This window comes from Caulobacter vibrioides, assembly GCF_002310375.3.
Lineage (GTDB): Bacteria > Pseudomonadota > Alphaproteobacteria > Caulobacterales > Caulobacteraceae > Caulobacter > Caulobacter vibrioides_D.
Map to the genome: position 1 here is coordinate 1,306,359 of NZ_CP023315.3, position 18,345 is coordinate 1,324,703.

Below are 18,345 nucleotides of genomic sequence, written 5' to 3' on the forward strand. Positions count from 1 at the left end.
GGGTGACGTCGAAGAACCAGCCGCCGCCGGGACATCCCGACGGCGGCTTTTTCATGCGCTACTTGCTGACTTCGTAGACGGCGCTGACGTCGATGCGGACCTTCAGCTCGCCGGCGGCGATGCTGGTCGCGTCACCCATCTCACGCTTGGCCATGGCGAACACCGGCATGGGCGGGGGAACGGGCGAGTAGCCGCCGCCTTCGCTCAGATTGACCAGGCGAACGGCCTTGTAGCCGGTCGCGCGGCCATAGAGCTCGGCCTTGGCCTGCAGCGCCTTGACGGCTTCCAGCCGCGCGGCGTCCTCGGCTGCCTGCGAGTTAGAGAGGCCAAAGCTGATGCCGTTGACCGTATTGGCCCCGGCGCCCACCGTGGCGTCCACCGCCGCGCCTAGCTTGGCCAGGTCACGCACCGTGATCGTCACCTGGTTGGAGGCCTGGTAGCCGGTCAGCTTGGGCGGCTGGTTCTGCTCATAGGCGTACTGGGCGTTCAGGTTCAGGTTCGAGGTCTGGATGTCGCGCTCGGCGACCCCGGCCTTCTTCAGGGCGGCCATCACCTGGTTCATCCGCGCGCCGTTGGCCTTGAGGGCCTCGGCCGCCGTGGCCGCGTCGGTCTGGACGCCCAGAGTGATCGTGGCCATGTCCGGCGCCACCAAGGTCTCGCCCGAAGCCGACAGGTTGAAGGTGGTGGCCTTGAAGGCCGCGTCATTGCCTTGCGCCAGCGCCGGAGCGGCGGCGCCCAGCAGCAGCGCGCCGCCCAGCAGGGCGGGCAGGGCGATGGCGGGCAGGCGGCGGGCGGTGTGGGTCATCGATTGTTCTCCAGGGGCTGTCCGGCGCAGAAAGCGTCGCCGCACGGCTATGGTTCCTTCGTGACAGCCCTAACCTGAACCGGAGCTTTAAGCCGCGTTCGGCTCATGCTAATCCGCCGGCTCGCGTGCGCTTCGGCGCGACTCCGCGCGGGCCTGTAGCTCAATGGTTAGAGCCGACCGCTCATAACGGTCTGGTTGGGGGTTCGAGTCCCTCCGGGCCTACCACCTCCTCGCTAAGGCGTTGTCCTTGCGAAGAAAGTAGGGATTTCAAGGTCTTATAGAACGCCCGTGACGCACAAGACTGTATCACACGGGGGCGAAGCGCAGGTGGCGCGGCAGACCTATCTAACGCGGCGAGGAGCCGTCTACTGGTTCCGGCGGCGGGTGCCCGGCGAGCTGGTTCCTATCCTCGGGAAGTCCTTCTGGTTCGACTCGTTGGGGACCAAGGACCACCGCGAGGCGGGGCGGCGGGCGCGGGAGCGGGCGGCGGAGACAGACCGCGAGATCCAGGCGGCCACGAAGCGGCTCAATGGGCAGGCGGCGGCACCGCTTACCCGTGGCGAGGCGGCGGCTCTGGCGCAGAACGAGCTGGCGCGCTGGCTGGCTGAGGATAGCGACGCCCGGCTCGCATGGGGCGCGGACGCATACCGTAACGCCGAGGTGGTCATCGAAGACTTCGAGCGGGATGCGCGCGAGGCGCTGGCGCTCGGGGACTGGCAGTCCGTCGCAAGGCAGGCGCATGAGGTGCTCTGCAGGTCCGGCCGCTGGTATCCCGAGGGCGACCCGAGCGTCCGGCTCATGGCTGGCGAGTTGCTCAGGGCGCAAGTCCAGTGGCTGGACGCTCTCAAGGCACGGCAAGACGGGAAGGCGGTCGCCGCCCCCTTGGCGGTGGCGGTCCCTATAGCGCAGGTGGCGGCCCCCAGGCCGGTGGGTGTCACGCTCGGTCGGCTCATTGATGACTACCGGCGCGAGCGTGAGAAGAAGTTCGGCGGGCCGTCCACGGCTCGGAAGTATGACCACATCTTCCGTGCCCTTGAGGCGGCTCTAGGACGCGAGCGCGACGTCGCCAGCATCAGGCGCGAAGACGTCCGCGCCGTGCGCGACCTGATCGAACGCATACCGGCGCACATGGGCAAGCGGTATCCCGGCCTCGGGTTCATCGCCGCCATTGAGGCTGGCGAGCGGGACGGTGTGGGCAGGCTGTCTCCAGGGACCGTCAAGTCGTACCTCGATAATCTCGCGGCGGTCTTCAACTGGGCCGTTGAGGAAGAGTTGCTGGACAAGAACCCAGCCAGCGGGATTGCCCAGAAGGGTGCGCCCACCGTGAAGCGTCGGGGGTTCACCCCCGAGGAGCTGGAGAGGATCTTTGCGCCGTTGTCTGGGGAGCGGAAGGCGCGGCCTTGGCGCTATTGGGTTCCTGCCATTGCCGCATTCTCAGGCGCGCGGGCGAATGAGCTGTGTCAGCTTCGTGTGACGGACGTCGTGACCGTTGATGGTCACCTTTGCCTGGACCTCTCTGTATTTGACGACGAGGGGGTCCGAGACGACTCCAAGCGGCTGAAGACCGGTGCGAGCGAGCGGGTCATTCCCCTCCATCCGCAGATCATCGAAGCAGGGTTTGAGGCGTTCGTCGCAACTGCCCGCGCGGCACGGCAAGAGCGCTTGTTCCCTCAGCTTAAGGAAGGACCGGACGGTCGTTATTCTCACGACCTGACGCGCTGGTTCGCGCGCCACCTCGATAAGGTTGGGCTGAAGCAGCGCGCCTTGGTCTTCCACTCATTCCGCCACGGGTTCCGCGATGCGTGCCGCGTGGCCGGGGTAGACGGGGAGACGGCGGACGCCCTTGGTGGGTGGGCAGCGAAGGGGCAGTCGGCGCGGTACGGACGGCGCGGGATGGTCGAAGTGCTGTACCGAGCGTTAAAATCCGTCAGTTTCAATGAGTTTCGCCTTCCCTAGGCGTTGTCGCTTTCGGACGGCTTACCGCGTCAATAGCGACTTGCGCCCAGCCCGGTCCGGGCCTCAGCCAGCGCTCGCCATTTTCGAGGAGCCGCCTAGGAGGCTCAAGGTCGTTACTGAACTGGCTGTTGCGAGCAAGCTCAATGCAGGCCCTGAGATCGCGTTCGATTTCGAATAGCTGCTGCCAGCATGCTGCACCGACATGACTGACGTTGACCTTGTGTTTCAGGATCGTCTGCACCCAGTAGAGTGACTCCAGCCGTTCTGCCAAAGCGATAGCTTCCGGCGCTGCCACCGACACGTAGCGAGAAATGAGGTGGTCTGCTTCGATCACTGCAGGCTGTAGGTATAGCTCCGTTGCGTCTCTGCCTGTCGATGAGCTGGGAGATGAGTTCGGTGAAGGCGAGTCGATAACCATCCTCTCTAATAGAGGGCCTAGTGCACTCGCGTCTTGTGCGTCCATAGCCCTCCACATGTTCGGCGCGTCTGGAACAACCCACGAATGCTCCACGCAGTAGTCGATGAACTGCACTAGGAGTGCGTGAAGTCTCGCCGTTGTGCGCCATGCCGCTGTTCTCGCAGGGTGCTCGTGCAACTCCCTCTCGCGTTCAAGCAGGCGTTCGACAACGAACAGGCCGAACCAAAGCGCAATCGCATCCGAGAATAGGTTCGTGCCCACGCTGGGAAAGATCGGCATGAGGATGAACGTGAATGCTGTAACACCGATCAATATCGGTGTTTTCGCTCTGATCAGAGGTATCTGGGTTGGGTTTGCCATCCTGGCGAGCATATCAGGCCCGTCGCTTTTGGGGTCACATATCCGAAGCCCCAGGTTAGAGCGTGCGCGCGTACAGTTCCCCCCGTGGGGGGGGCTGACACGGCGGGGCAGGGTCACCAGTCACCGGGAGGCGGGCCTCCAGTTCGCCTTGGGGCCTCAAGGGGATGGCGTTCTGTTGCTAGTGTTACGGGATCACATCGGATGAAGCTCACTCCATACCTTGCTCAACAGACCAAAGGCGGGTGCGGGCCGTGCTCCTTCATCATGGTCGCGGGGTACTTCAATCCCGAACTAGCCCTTACCGAGGAAGAAGCGCTGAGGGATTTCGGTGTCGATGGGTTCGGGCCTAGATGTTTCGCTCTTGTGCCCAGCTTCCATCGAGCTGCGTCGGCATTCGGCCTAGGCATTCGCGTCGAGCGTATGGACCGTGCGGCCCTGCGAGGTCATTTAGCCAGCGGACCCGTGATCCTCTACCATAGGGCATCTGAAGCGGGGGATGCTCTCCCCCACTTCTCTGTGGCTCTATCCGTTACGGATACGCAGATCACCCGCCACGATCCCAGCGATGGACCTGACCTCGTCGGCGATTTGGACCGGTTCGAACGCGTCTGGGAGGCGGCCAAACTGTCGTCACCGCCCCGTGAAGGAAGATACGGAGTGGTTCTTCGCCCAAGGGGCTGAAGAGCTAAGGCTTTTAGCGTGGTGCCCGCTTGAACTCCACGAACAAGCGTCTCTGTTGACGGCGGACTCCGCTTACGCCATATCAAACCAGGAAACGTCCGTTACGAGGTATGATATGCGCTCCGCCTTCGTCGCCTACTACCGCGTCAGCACCGCCAAACAGGGCGCGTCGGGCCTCGGGCTCGAAGCCCAGCGCCGGACTGTGGCGGAGTATCTCAAGGCCGCCTCGGGGGACCTTGTGGGCGAGTTCGAGGAGATCGAGAGCGGAAAGCGGTCGGACCGTCCCGCCCTGGCGCAAGCCATCGAGCGGTGCCGCCTGACGGGTGCACGGCTCCTCATCGCCAAGCTGGATCGCCTGTCGCGGAACGTACACTTCCTGACGGGCCTGGAAGAGGACGGTGTGGACTTCGTCGCCTGCGACATGCCGGACGCCAACCAGCTAACGCTCCACATCATGGTGGCTGTCGCCCAGCAGGAGGCGCGAGCCATCTCAGCGCGGACCAAGGCGGCCTTGGGGTCGATCAAGGTCCGGCTCGCGGCGAAGGAGGAATACCTATCCCGACGCAGCGGGAAGCCCATCAAGCGCCTGGGCAACCCCAAGGGCCTCACGGTCTCGCGTCCTGACCTAGGTGCACGGGCCGTGGTCGAGAAGGCGGACGAGTTCGCGGCGCGGGTCCGCCCCACCGTGGCGGCGCTCAGGGCGGAGGGCCTGTCGCTCGCGGCGGTCGCCGAACGCCTCAACGAGTTGCGCGTGAAGACGCCGCGTGGCGGCTCTTGGACGGCTATGGGCGTCAAGCGGGTGCTGGAACGCTCGACCGTATAACTGTGAGCGCCCTTTATTTGGGGCGGTATTTCGGGGATTCGCCGATAGCGACGAGAGCGTCGAGCACCTTCTCCGTCTGTTCAATGAGGCGAGTGCGCTCTGCATCATATTCGCCGTCTTTGCCGTAGGTGCCGAGCCAAGTAGCTCTAGCCTCCTTGTCGGCGATCCATTGAAGGCGCGCATGAATAGCATCAAGGCGCTGGTTTAGTTGTTGCTCGTTCATTGGGCCTCCTGTGAAGTCAATCTATAACTGCAACCAACGGCATCGCTATCTCTAATTGGTGCATTGCGGTCGTGGTCCCGACCACCTTCACCTTCCAGCCCGCCGGACGCGACGAGCCGGTCAACATCAGGACCACCATGCTCGACGGCGAGCCGTGGTTCTTCGGTACCGACGTGATCGCGGCCTGCGGCATCGCGAGCGGCACCCGAGGGGCGACCTATGCCCGCCTCGCTGCTGACCGGAAGCGCATGGTTGGTCGAACCAATCTAGGTCTGCCGCCCGGCCGGGACATCGTGCTGGTCAGCGAGCCGGGCCTCTACGACATCGTGATCCGCTCGGACAAACCGGAAGCCCGCACCTTCCAAGACTGGGTCACGGGCACCGTCCTCCCCTCGATCCGCAAGACTGGCGGCTACCTCCTCAACGAGGCGGCCCGCGAGACGGCCTATGCCGACAAGCGGGAAGCCATGCCGCTCCCGATGGACATCGCCGAGGCCATGGCCCTGGCCATGAAGCCGGTGGTCGAGGAGCTGGCCTCGGTGAAGGCCCTGCTGGCCGCCACGCTGCAACAGCGGGAGACCGATGCGCTGGATGACCTGAAGCGGAACCAGATGTTCCTCGCTCGGGATCTCCAGAAGCGCGGGATTGGCCGGGGGCTGCAGCTAGCCGCCTAATCGACCTCGCTAACAGGCAACCCGAACACCCGCATGCGCTCTCGGAACGCCCGTGCGGCTGAGGCTCCGTAGTGGATGCGGCTATGGCCTAGGGCCTCACGCTGGCGTCGCGTCGGTTCAAGTGCGCGGATCTGGTCCAGGCGGACGCGCTGGGCCTGGAGGTTGGCCTCCATCCGGGCAAGGGCGGAGGGGGAGGCAGGCGCGGCGGTGGTCGTCATGGTGTGTTCCCCAACGATGCTTCGATGGCACACAATGAGTCATCGCTAAGCGGGTAGCAACAAAAATCACTACGTTTTCAGTATGTTACCGCTGTGAGTTGGAGTCCGCTCTGAGTTGGGCGATGGGGAAACCTGAGTCGGCTCAAGGGCTTGATGACCGCCGGATTGGGCGGACCAGCGCGGACGGGCGCGAATAAAGTCTTACCCTTGGAACCGGCGCACCGAACGCCGTCCGCGAATAAAGCCGCACCCTTGGAGCCCGGCGCTCCAGAACACCCCGCCGATGACCTCGCCCCAGGTCACCCGGCGTCCTCCTCCGGTCGCCTCTGGCGCTCCCGCTGCTAACCCGGTCCTGGCCGTGGTGATGCGACGGGGCGACCGGGGGCCTTGTCGGAGGTCATCCCCTCAGGCCACCGCCCACGTTCGTGGGGCGTGTTCGGTCTGCCCTACTTTTCCGTCTTGTGTAGTGCCGTCCCCGCGCCATCCGCGCCGGGCGTCCTCCCCCTCATCTCAACAACCCACGTCCCGGCCATTTTGACCGGGGCTGCAGACCCATGAGTCACTTGAACGCTACCCACCTACCCAGCGCCCGGACCGGGGCCAGTTCGTCGGTCAAACCTGCCTTCGCCAACGTCACCCACCGTCGCCGCGTCGGAGAGCCTGAGATGGCCCGCGCCCTCGCCGACTGGTTCGCAGGTGGCCCGTGGTCCCTCGAAAACGCCCAGTGGACCCGGCCGGGCCGTGAAGCCATCCACCTCCGAGACCAGGGCGATAGGCTGGTCCTTCGCGGCCATGTCATCGCCACTCGCAACCCCGCCTCCGTGGCGGACGTCGGACCGGGGACGAACTTCGAGCACTTCTCCGACGCCCGCGCCGTCGCCCGTATCGCACTCCGAGGCGACCACAAGCGCCTGTATGGCCTCTATGGTCAACGAGGTGCGGCGTGACCTCGGAAGCGTCGCCCTCTGCCAAGGTCATGGGAGCGTGCGCCTACGTCCCGGTGACGAATAGTCCGGGCCACTACGTCCGGGTCGATCTCGGCGACCTGAGGCGGCTCGAAGGCCGGGGGCAGGCCGGGGCGTGGTTCCTCAACGGGAATGACCGGCGGCCGGGGTACGTCCGAACCCAGAACGGACCGGGCAAGGGCCGCCTTCGTCAGGTCGCCCGGCTGATCACTGAGGCGGGGCCGGGCGAGATCGTCCGGTATCGCGACGGGGACCGGCTGAACCTGACGCGGGCGAACCTGTCCCTCGTCCGTCGCCACCGCCGTGACGAGACCTATCGAGAATGACCGGGGAAGGAGGGCCGGAAAGTGGTGTCGGCTGGGGTAGTAGCCCACGACCTCGTTCCTCGTCTCCTAGGCCCTCTGCAGAGTCTCGTATGGGTATGGGTCTGGTAGGGTGTGACCAAGAAGAGGAAGGGACAGGGCAGCCTGTCCCCAGAGCCTCTTCAGGTCTCCTCGAAGGTCTCCTCAGGTATAATCCAGCCTACACTGGTTGTACGTCCTACGGTTATCCTGTTCATAGGTCTTAGAGAGATCTCTAAGATAACTTAGAGTTATACGTAGGTAGATCGGTCCCAGTTCAAGGGGCACCGTCGAACTTTTTTACGGACTGGTCTCGACCGGGGCGGCGACGCCCCACCCACCACCATCACAATCGAAACCTTGCGACCCTGTCGGATCTCTCCGGCGGGGCGCTGTCACATGGACCGAACCATTTGAGCATCACCGTCGAAGGCCCCGATGGGGCCATCCACGAATTTCCCGAGGGGACCTCTCGGGACGTCATCAAGCGCGTGCTGGACCGTCGCTATGGTCGCGGGCCTGAGACCCAGGCCGGACGGACGAGCGCCGTCGCATGGGCGATGGACCGGACGGGCGTCGGCACACCGAAGCGGAGCCTCTTCGAACGCTTCGCCGACAACGTGGCCAACACCGTCAACACCGCTCCCGCCCTGGAGTTCGCCCGGTCGCGCTTCGTCAATCCGCTCGCCGGTCTCCGGGGCGTCATGGCTCCCCTGGAGCGGGCGGCGGAGCAGGCGGACCGCGTTGAGCAGTTGTTCGACGCCTTCACCGGCAAGCCCGTGAAGCCGCTTCCCGGCCAACCCGGCGACCTCAAGGGCGTGGTGGGCAAAACGGTACGGGACGCGGTAGACGCCGTCCCTGCGCTCCAGGCCGGTGGCGCGGGCTTCTCGCTCGCCGGCGAGTTCGCCGACCGGGTCACGCCGGGAACCCGAGACCGCATTGCGGGACAGGAGCGCCAGCGCCGGGCAGACTTCGCGGCCAAGTCCAAGGCGGACCCGTTCCACAAGGCGGACGGAGGCGTCGCCGGTAAGACCGCCCACGGTGCCGCCGCGCTCCTCGGGGTCCTCTCGGGGACCGCACTGGACCCGACCTCGTACCTCACGGCCGGTGAGGGCGCACTCGCCCGCGTGCTGGTTCAAGGCGGCCTAGCGGGCGGGGCGGACCTCTTCGCCCAGGTCTCCGCCCAGGACGCCGGGCTACAGAAGGAGATCGACCCAGCGCAGTCCGTCATGTCGGCGGCGGCGGGCCTGACGTTTGCGGGACTCGCTGAGGGGGGTACAGCGGCCGGAAAGGCCCTCCGTGAGGCCAAGGTAGCCAAGGCCTCGGAAAGCCCCTCTTTGGACGGTCATTTCAAGGCGGAGCTGGACGCGGCCGACCTTCTCGCCAAGCCCGCCCTCACCACGCGGGACTTGCCGGATCTCAGGGCCGCCAACGACAACCCCGCGCCGCGTCCCTACGAACCGGCCAACGACCACGCGGGGCAGCGCCAAGGCGCGAGCGCCGGGGCGGATGGGCAAGCCGGGACCGGGGACACATGGGATCGTGTGGACTGGGGAGCGGGCGGCTCCGAGCAACGCCGGGCCGCAGCGGCGGCGCATCTGGAGACCCTGAGGCGGACCATGAAGCCCGAACATGCCCAGGCGTTCGGCCAATGGGTCGCCCGTGGTGCGCCGCGTCTCCTCGGGGCCAGCGCCCACGCCCGCGTCAACCCGGACTGGGTCGATTGGGACAAGCTCTCGTCGAACCCTGACGAGTTCCTGTCCCTGGAGGCGGCGCTCCAGGCGTTCTTCAAGGACACCTTCGAGCAAGCCGGAACGAAAGCGCAGGGATGGGACGTCACCCGTTCGGCGGCCAAGCTCTTCGGAGCGAAGCTGTCGGACATCGCGGTCGCCCATGGGCAGATCGTGGGCGCACAGGGCGAGGCCGGTATCGCGGCCAAGCTGGTGGCGCTCCAGTCCGTGGCGGACGCCCACGCCGACAATCTCGCCCAACACATCGCGGCCATGCGCTTGCGGGTGGACCAGGGCGATGTGAACGCGGCGGACGTGGCCAAGTTGGCGGCCGGGGTGCAGGAAGCGACGCTCATGGACGCCATGACGGCGGGGTCCAGTTCCGAGGTCGGACGGGCGCTCAACGTCCTCAAGTTGGCCCGCGAGCGGCGACGGGCGACCAATGACCTGGCCTCAGCCTTCGACTTCCTTCGCGAGGCCACGGGGCAGGGCGGCGACATCGACCCGAGCAAGCTGAGGGACGTACTCGACCGCATGGGCGACGGCTTCCGCAAGCGCGGCGCGGCTGGGCTCAAGGACGAGATCCGCAAGTTCCGCGAGGTGGGGTTCTGGGACTACAGCGGGTACCTGATCACGGGCGGCCTGTTGTCGGCTCCGAAGTCCTTCCTCCGCAACGTTATGGGCTCGGGGCTCTTCGTGCCCCTCAACATCGTCGAGCGGTACGTGGCGGCCGGGATTGGGGCGGCCCGCACTGGTCTGGGTCGCGGTGGTCCCGAGCGGGTCACCTTCCGCGAGGCGAACGCCTACGCCGCCGCTGTGCGGTCATCGTTCGTGGACGCCATGCGGGCCGCCGTCTCCGCCTTCAAGAGCGGGGGCGGGGTCGATACCTCTTCCGTCCTGCCCTCCGACCGGACCGGGTTCGTCCCCTTCAAGATGGACGCGGACCGGTGGCGGCGGTGGCGAGCGAACCCCCTGGCCAACGTGGGCGACATGCTCGGCTGGGGTGTCTTCTCCGCCACCCGGACGCTCGGCTTCCGCCCGACCATCGCCATGGACGAGTTCACCAAGGTGCTGGGTAGGCAGATGCAGTTGAGCGCGCTCGCGGTGCGCGAAGCCCACTACCGGGCGGCGCGCGAGGCGGACCCCGCCGTCGCTTCCACGGTCTACGCGGAGACGCTCGAAGCCATCCGGCAAGAGCCCACGGCGGAGGCCGTGAAGCTGGCGCGGGAGTTCTTCGAGGACACGATGCAGGACGCAGAAGGCGTCTACATGGGCGGGACCAGGGCGGAGGACATGGCGCGCATCCTGGCTTCTGTGGACGCCCGGCGGCTCGCTGAGGACCACGCCCAAGACCTCGCATTCCAGCGCATCGGACCCAAGGCGAAGAAGATCGACGAGGCGCTCCGCGTCATCCCGGCCCTCAAGTACTTCTATGCGCCGTTCTTCCGCACGCCCGTTGCCCTCCTCAAGGCCGGGCTTGTGGACCGCACCCCGCTCACCGTTCTGGCCAACCACAAGGCCCTGACGAGCGCGGCGGCGGCCATGGATCAAGCCATGGACCGTGGCGGTGCGGAGGCGGACATCGCGTGGGCGAAGCTCACCGTGGGCATGGGGGTCATGGCCCTGGCCTTCTCGCTTTGGGAGAATGGTCAACTCGTCGGCGGGCGAGGGGACCGGCGCAACGCCGAACGCATGGACGGTGTGCGCCCGTACTCTCTCAAGATCGGGGACGCATGGGTCGAGTTCTCGCCTCTGTCGCCCTTGGCGGAGCCGTTCGGCTTGGTGGCGGATCTCGCCGACATCCTCGCCGACAAGCAGCCCGACCAAGACCAGGGCGAGGCGATGGTCGGGGCGATCCTCTCCGCCATCTCCAACAGCATCCTCAACAAGACCATGCTCCAGGGCCTGCACCAACTGAATGGCCTGCTATTCGGTGACGTGCCCGGAGCGAGCGCTGAGGTGAGGGCCGATGCGGCTGGGGATAGCCTTGCCCAGACCCTCATGTCTGCGGTGCCGCTGTCGTCGCTCCTGCGCTCCACCGCCCAGGAGATCGACCCCGTCCGCCGTGACGCCCATGGTCTGCTGGACCGCCTCCAGGCGATGACGCCCGGTCTCTCCGAGCGGCTCCCGGCGGCTCGGGACGTCTTTGGGCGTCCCTTGGTCCGCGCTGAGGGCGAGCGTGGCGCGTTCCAGGCGCTCAACGTCTCGGAGCGCTCTGAGGACCCGCTGGAGCTGGAGCTGTCCCGCTTGGGGCGCGCCGCCGACCTGTCCCTCGCCAAGCCGTCCCGCCGGTTCAACGGCGAGCGGCTGGAGCCGGAGGAGTACGCCCACCTCTTGGAGGTGCAGGGCCAGCTATGGCGGCATCCCCGCACGGGGATGAATATGGAGAAGGCCGTTCGCGACCTTATCCAGACGGACGAGTACCAGGGGTACGGTGATGACCACCGCGCCTTCCTCGTCCACCAAGTGGTGAGCAAGTACCGCAAGCTCGCCAACAGGGCGCTCAAGGACCCGGACTCCGAGTTCTATTGGCGCGAGACCGCCCGGCGCACCGCGTCGGCGGCGATACGGAAAGAGGTCTCCCGCAAGGGGCTCTCCAGGCAACGGGCGGTCCGCCGCGCCGAAAACCTCGGGATGACCCGTGTGGACGCCGTGGCAGAGATCGAACAGCTACGGCAGGCGCTCGACCTCGAAGACTAACCCGCGCGCTCTTTGAGCGTGCTCCAGGCCCTCGTCAGCACACCGCTGGCGGGGGCCGTTTCATTGGAGACTGACATGAGACGGACGAACAACGGAGCCGCGCCGACGCTGCGGCAGGAAGGGCGTTCAATGCGAACCAGCTACGGCGCTTGGGCGCTGGAGGATGCGGCGTTGGAGGTGATGGACGATCCGCCGCCAATACGGTCTGTGCGCTCGGAAACTGCAGGCTCTCCCGACCCACGTGACTTTGGCAAGAAGGTTGCTCCAGCGAAGCGCCAGTGCAACCTTAAGACCGGAAGGCTGGGAGTCGCACGTGGCTGTTGTTGAAATTCTGTCGCTTGAGCAAGCGTTCAAGGTGTTCGCCCAAGCGACGGCGGGGGAGTTCGACGAGGTCGAGATTGAAGGCATTGTCGCTGGAGACTGGGCGAACCCTGACGTTCATATCGACGTCGGTCACTCAGAGATCGCTGCGCCCTTCATGGAGGCGTTCGTTACAAGCCAGGACGCCATCTATAAGCTTGTCGCTGCGATCAAGTACGGTGCTGCTGACATCAGACACCTTACGAACGAGGACCAAGAGGCCTTCTTGGTGCAAGTGCGCGTATCGGAGGGAAGCTCCCAGTACCTCGAAAGAATTGGCGAAGTGTTGGAGAGGTTGGGGTTAGAAGCCGTGGGCAAGCTGACACCTGGACAGATTGTTGCGCTCGTCGCGGGCGGCCTAATCCTGTGGTCCGGCGTTGCGGGTTGGACACAATACCTCGATACCCGGAAGGAGGTTCGCCTCGCCGAAATCTCGTCTGAGGAGCGGAAGGCATCCATCGCAGCTCTAGATTTTGCCAACAGACAGCAGGCTGAGACCACCCGACTTGTGATAGCGACAATGCGCGAGACGGGCGGCCCTCTTGAGCAGGTGGTTGAAAGTGCCGATGAAGCTCATGGAGCGCTTCTCAAGGCAGCTTCTACGGTTCCAAACACCACTGTGAATGGCGTGAGCATCTCTCGGGACGAAGCTCGCGAACTCCGAAAAAGTGCCCGTCGCGTGGCGATCCAACAGATCGTTGAGCGAGAGATGAAGGTCATCGACATCAACACTTCTGACCCAGCACATACGTCAGTGGTGGTTGAGGGCGTCGGAGATCGGACGCAGTACAAGCTGCAATTCAGGGATCGCATGATCCAAGAGCGAGATCAGGCCAGCCTGTTCCAAAGCTTGAGAGAGCGTCGCTCAATTTGGCTTCGCTTAGAGGTTAAGGCCGTGGGAACAGACGTGCGTTCCGTTGAAATCCTTGGAGTGGTTCAGCCCCCGGCTCCGGGTCCAGTTGAGTTGGCCGAACAGGAATAGCTTTCCTGTTGCGCTGTATCACACGAGTGATACACCAGACGTCGCAGGCGTCTATTAAGTCATTGAAAATGCTGGAGGGTTTCTGGCGCTAAGGCTCTCCCTCCGGGCCTACCAAAACCAAAATTTATTCAGTTAACCGGAGGTTCTGCATCGTGGTCGGCATCAAGCTGACCACCTGGTACCTAGTCATTCTGAGCGCCAATCGAATATTCTGTATACGCCTCACTGCCGCCGAGGTGAAAATCCGCAAGTCAACGCCCGCGTGGAACTGAGGGCAGCAGGATTGGACGATGGAAAGGCCGCGACACCCGTTCCAAAGCTTCCAAGAAGAAGCCATTCATGATTTTTCACGCCATTCTGTTGGCGCGCGCTTCCTGTTTGTACCCGACCACTACGGAGATGGCGAAGAGCCCGCTGATATAGCTTGGTCATGTGACGGCGTCGTGTTGCTATTCTACTGCACCTCCAACGGGCGCTCGTATGAGAAGGGAGTTAAGCACAACAAGCGCCAAGCTAAGACTTGGCTGAACAGGTGGTCGGATCAACTACCGCTAGTCGGCCGAAATGAATACAACGAGTTCAATATAGCGCGCTCAACGGCGAAGGCTGTGGTCGTCCTCTCGGTTGTTCAGTGTCCAAACCCCGGCGCGCAACTTCATCTCGAAATGATGGAAAAGTACGCCCACAAGGGCGTGGTCGCGATCGCGACAATACCCGAGACTGTTTTCTCAGATCTAGCGAAGCTCGGCGCTTCTTTGGGTGATTTCGTCGCGTTGTTGCGGCAACTGCCCAATGATGGGGCCAAGCTTGACGAGTTGCAGATCAGAAATCGCTTCAGAGACCTGCACCGCGATACATTCTCCATGATTGAGGCGACACTGCTCACGCAAGATGGTCGTACCTGGATGGATGGTCTGCTGAGCACCCTTCTCGGAGTGAGAGCAGAGATGAGCAAAGGTGGGGAGGAAATCGCGAAACAACGGATGGCACAGGTCTATGCGGATGTGGGGTTCAAGGAAATCGTATGGTTGGGCGCGGCCTCCCTTTCGGCAATCCAAGCTATTGAAGCCGTTCCGATTGGGCAGGTTGGGCCTCGGCAGATCGTAGGGGTGAAAACCTTCGGAGTTCGCACGCACGCTGTCGCCGTTGCCCCACTTCCAGATGCCCCAGCCCTCTTTGAAGCTCCTCAGCTTGCGAGCGCCAAAGCGACAGGATTGATTGTATCGGTTGCGCTTAGTTCGTTCGGCCGCTCGGTACTTCTGGCAACTCCGCGCGACGCAACCCCCACGAACATCTCGCAAGAAATCCAAAAGCTTATTGAGGGTCTTGCAGTGATCGCGTGATGCAACGCTCGATGGTATCGCGAAAGCGGTTTTTCAGTCTCTGTCATTGGCTGTAAAAAGTAGGTCAGACCTTCAACTCGGGCGCGGGATCTTCCGATCTAGCAGGCTGTAATCGCTCGGAATTTATAGGAAGCCTGTAGGTGTTTTTGTTGGTATCGACACCAAAATATTGAAGTGTTTCAACATAAAGTGGATACCCCCTGGCCTGCCAAATTTCTCAATTCCCTCGACAAAACAGCAACTTATCTGGTTGCGGAAGACTAGGTTCAATCCGTTACGTTCGTTAAGTGTTCCTTTTTGCCGTGAATCATAGATTTCCCTGATCCGGCGTCAGAACCGGACGCATCCGTCTCGACGCCCCGTCGACTCTCCGCACTCTCCCAGGCACATTTCCTAACGGCGGGGTTGTTCCGGAGTGCTGTCGCGGCTGCGACGCGGGACTCGGGACGCCCTTGAGCCGTCACTCCCTCGATCCCGGGCTAGAGGAGGCCTCGATGGACATCGATCCCGATCGCCTGCGCGCGATCGTGGGCGCTCTGGGCGGCGTGGCCGTCTATGGCTGCGTGCAGATCGGCGCGCTGGGCGTGGTCGAGCGCGGCCTTCTGGTGCGGCTGGCCTGCGCGGCCGCCTCGGCGATGATCCTGGCGGGTTTCCTCGTGCGCGTGGCGCTGCCGCTCATTCCCTGGCCGCCGCTGCGCGAGGCCTATCTGTTCGGCTTTGTCGTTGGCGCGTTCAGCTGGGAGCTCCTGCCCATCGTGTTCCGGGCCGTGCGCCGGCGGGCCAGCGAGCGCCTGGAGCGTCCCTGAGTATCAGGCAAAAAAAGAGCCCCTGTCGGGCAGGGCCGACAGGGGGCGCTAAAGGCCTTTGGGGAAGGCTTACGGGGTTAGAACTTGTAGCTGGCGCCCAGCAGGAAGGTGCGGCCGTAGCGCTGGTGGTCGATGACCTGGCGGGTGTCGCCGTTCTGATAGGTGGTGAACGGCTCGTCGGTCAGGTTGTTGACCTGGCCCAGCAGCGACAGGCCTTCCATCGGGCCGTCGTTGAAGGTGTAGCCGATCTGGGCGTCGACGACGCTTTCGCCCTTGACCATGCGGTAGTTGCGGCCGTTGCCAAAGCCCGAGACCTCGCCCAGGAACTTCGAGCGGTAGCGGTCGCTGACCCGCACCGAGAAGCCGTCCTTCTCGTAGTAGACGGTCAGGTTGGCGACGTTCTTCGACAGGCCCGGGATCGGAGTCGACGGATCGCTGGGGTTGGGGCGGATCTTGCTGTCGGTGTGCGAGGCCGAGAAGACCGCGCCGAAGCCGTCCAGGGCCGGGGTGAGCAGGGCGCCCGGCATCGACAGCGTGAACTCCACGCCCTTGATCGAGCCGCCCTTGCCGTTCTGCGGCGTCGAGACGATGCCGCGACGCAGCGCCGGTTCCGCGCCGCTGGTGACCGGGAAGCCCGTGAAGTCGAAGACCAGGTTCTGGTCATAGACGTAGGTCTTCAGGTCCTTGTAGAAGCCGGCCAGCGAGACGTAGGCCTGACGACCGAAGTACTTTTCGTACGACACGTCGAAGGCGTTGGCGCGCCAGGGCTCCAGCTCCGGATTGCCGCCGCTGCCGCTCCAGGGCGAGTTGTTGATGTTGGTCGAGGCGGCCTTGGCCGGATCGTAGCCGAAGGTCTTGGACGCGCGCATCTGGTCCATGCGGGGACGGGCCAGGGTGCGGGCGGCGCTGACGCGGATCATCTGCTCGTTGGGCAGATGGAACTGCAGGTTCATGCTGGGCAGCACGTCGGTATAGGTCTTGCCGCCGCTCAGCGTGGTGCTCTTGACGCCCGTGCCCGAGCCGGTGGCGCCCAGGGCCGTCGAGCTCTGGTCGGTGTGCACGACCTGGAAGCCGACATTGCCGGTGACGTTCAGGCCGCTGAGGTCGGTGTCGATATCGGCCTTCACATAGCCGAGCGTGACCTTTTCCTCGACGTTCCAGCTCTTGACCAGCACGTCGGCGTTGGGGTTGCGGACCAGGTCATAGACGCCCGCGCCGATCAGGGCAAACGGGTCGTAGCTGACCATGCCCTTGATGCCCATGAACGCCAGCGAGGTGGAGCCGACCAGGGCGTTGCTCGGAATGGCGACGCTGGCGGGGTTGCCCTTCACGCGCAGGAACCACTCGTCATTGACCAGGGTCTTGCCGCGCTCGCTGTAGTTCACGCCGAAGTCGAGGGCCTTGATCGGGCCGTTCAGCATGCGCTTGGCCGAAAGGCGGATGGCCTTCAGCTCGTCCTCGATGGTCGGCTTGTTCAGATAGCCGTCCTGACCGCCGGGCAGGGTGGCCGCGTCGGTGCCCCAGCCCTGCGGGCTGGTCAGCTTGATCAGGTTGGCGTCGGCGTAGTTCAGGGTCGAGTTGAACTGGGCGACGCCGTCGCCGTCCATGGTGAAGCCCAGGGTGTCGGTGGCGCCGACGCCGCTGCGGCCCGTGCCCGAATAGCTTTCCAGGATCTGGTCGGTGCGCTCGACCTTCGACCACGACAGGTCGGCGGTGACGGTGGTGTTGTCGTCGACGAAGAACTTGTTGTTCCAGCCGAACGCCTTGACGGTGTTTTCACGCAGGTTGCTGTCGTTGCGGACAACGCCCTTCACGCCGGCGAACGTGCCCTTGGTGACCAGCTTATCGGCCGAGGCGTAGCCCGGCTGCAGGGTGGCGGCCGACCAGTACAGCGGCAGCTCGATGCCGCGCAGGATCTGGCGGTTGTCGAACTTCGAATAGAAGACGTCGATCGCGCCCGAATAGTGCTCGTTCGGCTTGAACTCGAGGACGCCGATGACGCCGTCGCGCTTGAGCTTGCTCGACATCACGTACGGCTTGGCGCCGCCGATCACCAGATTGCCGGTCGCGTCGGCGGTCGGATAGCCCCAGGCGTTCCAGCGCTCGGCCTGATAGGGCGACTCCATGTGGGCGTAGCCCAGGGCCAGGCCGACCTTACCGTCGGCGAACTGGTCGATATAGGAGATGCTGAAGCGGTTGCCCTTGGACGAGGTGCCGGCGTTCAAGGCGCCGATATCGTTCCACTCATAGCGGGCGCCGACGGCCAGGGCGCGCTTGCCATAGGCCAGCGGGCGGACGGTCTGCATGTCGGCGGTGCCGGCCAGGCCCTGGCCGATCAGGGCGGCGTCGGGGGTCTTGTAGACGACGACGGCGCTCAGCAGTTCCGACGGATACTGGTCGAACTCGACGCCCCGGTTGTCGCCGGTCGAGACCTGCTCACGGCCGTTCAGCAGGGCGGTGGTGAAGTCCGGCGCCAGGCCCCGGATCGAGATGACCTGCCCGCGGCCGTCGAGGCGCTGGGCGGTCAGACCGGGCAGGCGGGCGATCGACTCGGCGATCGACACGTCGGGCAGCTTGCCGATGTCTTCGGCCGAGACGGCTTCGACGATCGAGGTCGAGCTCTTCTTCAGCGAGATGGCGCCTTCGATCCCGCGGCGGATGCCGGTGACGACGACTTCCTCGACCTTGGTGTCATCCGCAGCGGGGGTGGCGGTCTGAGCCTGGGCCGAGCCGGTGACGGCGAAAGCGAGCGCCAGGCCCGTGGCTCCGCCGGCCATCAGCCAGGCGCGACGACGCGAAAATTGGGTGTTCATACGAGTTCCCTCCCTGTCCGGCTCTGCGCTGTTGAGGTCGTGCGGCGGGCCGTTGCTGCAAACTACTGCAAATTAACGGACCGTAATCAACCCAAAAAAATGCAAACGGGGCCTTCTGGAGGCGCCGTTGTCGCTGTGAATGGGCGT

General features: G+C 64.5%; 13 protein-coding genes, 1 tRNA gene and 3 pseudogenes. 12 read left to right on the forward strand and 5 right to left on the reverse strand.

The annotated features are described in order from the left end of the window. Positions 1-58: 58 nt before the first annotated feature. Positions 59-805: an SIMPL domain-containing protein gene (locus CA606_RS06120; RefSeq protein ID WP_096051936.1), complete on the reverse strand. Its 747-nt coding sequence runs from the start codon at positions 803-805 to the stop codon at positions 59-61. Positions 806-954: 149 nt separating this feature from the next. On the opposite strand from CA606_RS06120, the gene CA606_RS06125 reads away from it, so the two are divergent. Together CA606_RS06125 and CA606_RS06130 are read left to right on the forward strand one after the other, a co-directional pair. Next, positions 955-1,030, forward strand: a tRNA-Ile gene (locus tag CA606_RS06125). Between the two features lie 102 nt (positions 1,031-1,132). After that, a complete protein-coding gene (locus CA606_RS06130) occupies positions 1,133-2,761 on the forward strand; it encodes a site-specific integrase (RefSeq protein WP_181242807.1) in 1,629 nt (542 codons plus the stop codon). Here CA606_RS06130 and CA606_RS06135 read toward each other — a convergent pair. Continuing rightward, positions 2,739-3,551, reverse strand: coding sequence for a hypothetical protein (locus tag CA606_RS06135; RefSeq protein ID WP_096051934.1), 813 nt, complete (start codon positions 3,549-3,551; stop codon positions 2,739-2,741). The genes CA606_RS06130 and CA606_RS06135 overlap by 23 nt on opposite strands. Before the next feature lie 189 nt (positions 3,552-3,740). On the opposite strand from CA606_RS06135, the gene CA606_RS20550 reads away from it, so the two are divergent. Both CA606_RS20550 and CA606_RS06145 read left to right on the forward strand, forming a co-directional pair. Continuing rightward, positions 3,741-4,220, forward strand: coding sequence for a cysteine peptidase family C39 domain-containing protein (locus CA606_RS20550; RefSeq protein ID WP_096051933.1), 480 nt, complete (start codon positions 3,741-3,743; stop codon positions 4,218-4,220). 115 nt (positions 4,221-4,335) lie between these two features. Beyond that, positions 4,336-5,043: a recombinase family protein gene (locus CA606_RS06145; protein ID WP_096051932.1), complete on the forward strand. Its 708-nt coding sequence runs from the start codon at positions 4,336-4,338 to the stop codon at positions 5,041-5,043. A 13-nt stretch (positions 5,044-5,056) separates the two neighbouring features. On the opposite strand, the gene CA606_RS06150 is transcribed toward CA606_RS06145, so the two are convergent. Further along, positions 5,057-5,266: a hypothetical protein gene (locus CA606_RS06150; RefSeq protein ID WP_096051931.1), complete on the reverse strand. Its 210-nt coding sequence runs from the start codon at positions 5,264-5,266 to the stop codon at positions 5,057-5,059. 71 nt (positions 5,267-5,337) lie between these two features. On the opposite strand from CA606_RS06150, the gene CA606_RS06155 reads away from it, so the two are divergent. The 6 genes from CA606_RS06155 to CA606_RS06180 all read left to right on the forward strand — a co-directional run bounded on the left by CA606_RS06155 (position 5,338) and on the right by CA606_RS06180 (position 14,579). Then, the gene (locus CA606_RS06155) at positions 5,338-5,940 is read left to right on the forward strand and encodes a BRO-N domain-containing protein (protein ID WP_096051930.1); all 603 of its coding nucleotides are present in this window, start codon (positions 5,338-5,340) and stop codon (positions 5,938-5,940) included. Positions 5,941-6,823: 883 nt separating this feature from the next. Further along, positions 6,824-7,105 (forward strand): hypothetical protein, encoded by a 282-nt coding sequence (locus CA606_RS06160; RefSeq protein ID WP_096051928.1) that lies wholly within the window; start codon positions 6,824-6,826, stop codon positions 7,103-7,105. Next, positions 7,102-7,449 carry a hypothetical protein gene (locus CA606_RS06165; protein WP_096051927.1) on the forward strand — a complete coding sequence of 116 codons (348 nt, stop codon included), beginning with the start codon at positions 7,102-7,104 and terminating at the stop codon, positions 7,447-7,449. The genes CA606_RS06160 and CA606_RS06165 overlap by 4 nt, the downstream gene beginning before the upstream one ends. 428 nt (positions 7,450-7,877) lie before the next feature. Continuing rightward, a complete protein-coding gene (locus tag CA606_RS06170) occupies positions 7,878-11,894 on the forward strand; it encodes a hypothetical protein (protein WP_096051926.1) in 4,017 nt (1,338 codons plus the stop codon). A gap of 313 nt (positions 11,895-12,207) precedes the next feature. Continuing rightward, positions 12,208-13,236, forward strand: a complete 1,029-nt coding sequence (locus CA606_RS06175) for a hypothetical protein (protein WP_096051925.1) — start codon at positions 12,208-12,210, stop codon at positions 13,234-13,236. 290 nt (positions 13,237-13,526) lie between these two features. Beyond that, positions 13,527-14,579, forward strand: coding sequence for a hypothetical protein (locus CA606_RS06180; protein WP_181242808.1), 1,053 nt, complete (start codon positions 13,527-13,529; stop codon positions 14,577-14,579). Positions 14,580-14,934: 355 nt separating this feature from the next. Here CA606_RS06180 and CA606_RS19980 read toward each other — a convergent pair. Further along, positions 14,935-15,043: pseudogene (locus CA606_RS19980) on the reverse strand (hypothetical protein); the annotation flags it as partial. Between CA606_RS19980 and CA606_RS19985 the strand changes: the two are divergent. Both CA606_RS19985 and CA606_RS19990 read left to right on the forward strand, forming a co-directional pair. Beyond that, a pseudogene (locus CA606_RS19985) lies at positions 15,032-15,292 on the forward strand (hypothetical protein); the annotation flags it as partial. The pseudogenes CA606_RS19980 and CA606_RS19985 sit on opposite strands and share 12 nt — an antisense overlap. Continuing rightward, positions 15,278-15,385 (forward strand): annotated as a pseudogene (locus CA606_RS19990) (hypothetical protein); the annotation flags it as partial. The pseudogenes CA606_RS19985 and CA606_RS19990, both read left to right, overlap by 15 nt. Positions 15,386-15,462: 77 nt before the next feature. Here CA606_RS19990 and CA606_RS06190 read toward each other — a convergent pair. Then, positions 15,463-18,198, reverse strand: a complete 2,736-nt coding sequence (locus tag CA606_RS06190) for a TonB-dependent receptor (RefSeq protein WP_096051921.1) — start codon at positions 18,196-18,198, stop codon at positions 15,463-15,465. Positions 18,199-18,345 lie beyond the last annotated feature (147 nt).

Bases quoted from the DNA above. Each gene is read 5' to 3' on its own strand.
- CA606_RS06120 (WP_096051936.1), bottom strand. From the start codon at position 805: ATGACCCACACCGCCCGCCGCCTGCCCGCCATCGCCCTGCCCGCCCTG.
- CA606_RS06135 (WP_096051934.1), bottom strand. From the start codon at position 3,551: ATGCTCGCCAGGATGGCAAACCCAACCCAGATACCTCTGATCAGAGCG.
- CA606_RS20550 (WP_096051933.1), top strand. From the start codon at position 3,741: ATGAAGCTCACTCCATACCTTGCTCAACAGACCAAAGGCGGGTGCGGG.
- CA606_RS06145 (WP_096051932.1), top strand. From the start codon at position 4,336: ATGCGCTCCGCCTTCGTCGCCTACTACCGCGTCAGCACCGCCAAACAG.
- CA606_RS06150 (WP_096051931.1), bottom strand. From the start codon at position 5,266: ATGAACGAGCAACAACTAAACCAGCGCCTTGATGCTATTCATGCGCGC.
- CA606_RS06160 (WP_096051928.1), top strand. From the start codon at position 6,824: ATGGCCCGCGCCCTCGCCGACTGGTTCGCAGGTGGCCCGTGGTCCCTC.
- CA606_RS06180 (WP_181242808.1), top strand. From the start codon at position 13,527: ATGGAAAGGCCGCGACACCCGTTCCAAAGCTTCCAAGAAGAAGCCATT.
- CA606_RS06190 (WP_096051921.1), bottom strand. From the start codon at position 18,198: ATGAACACCCAATTTTCGCGTCGTCGCGCCTGGCTGATGGCCGGCGGA.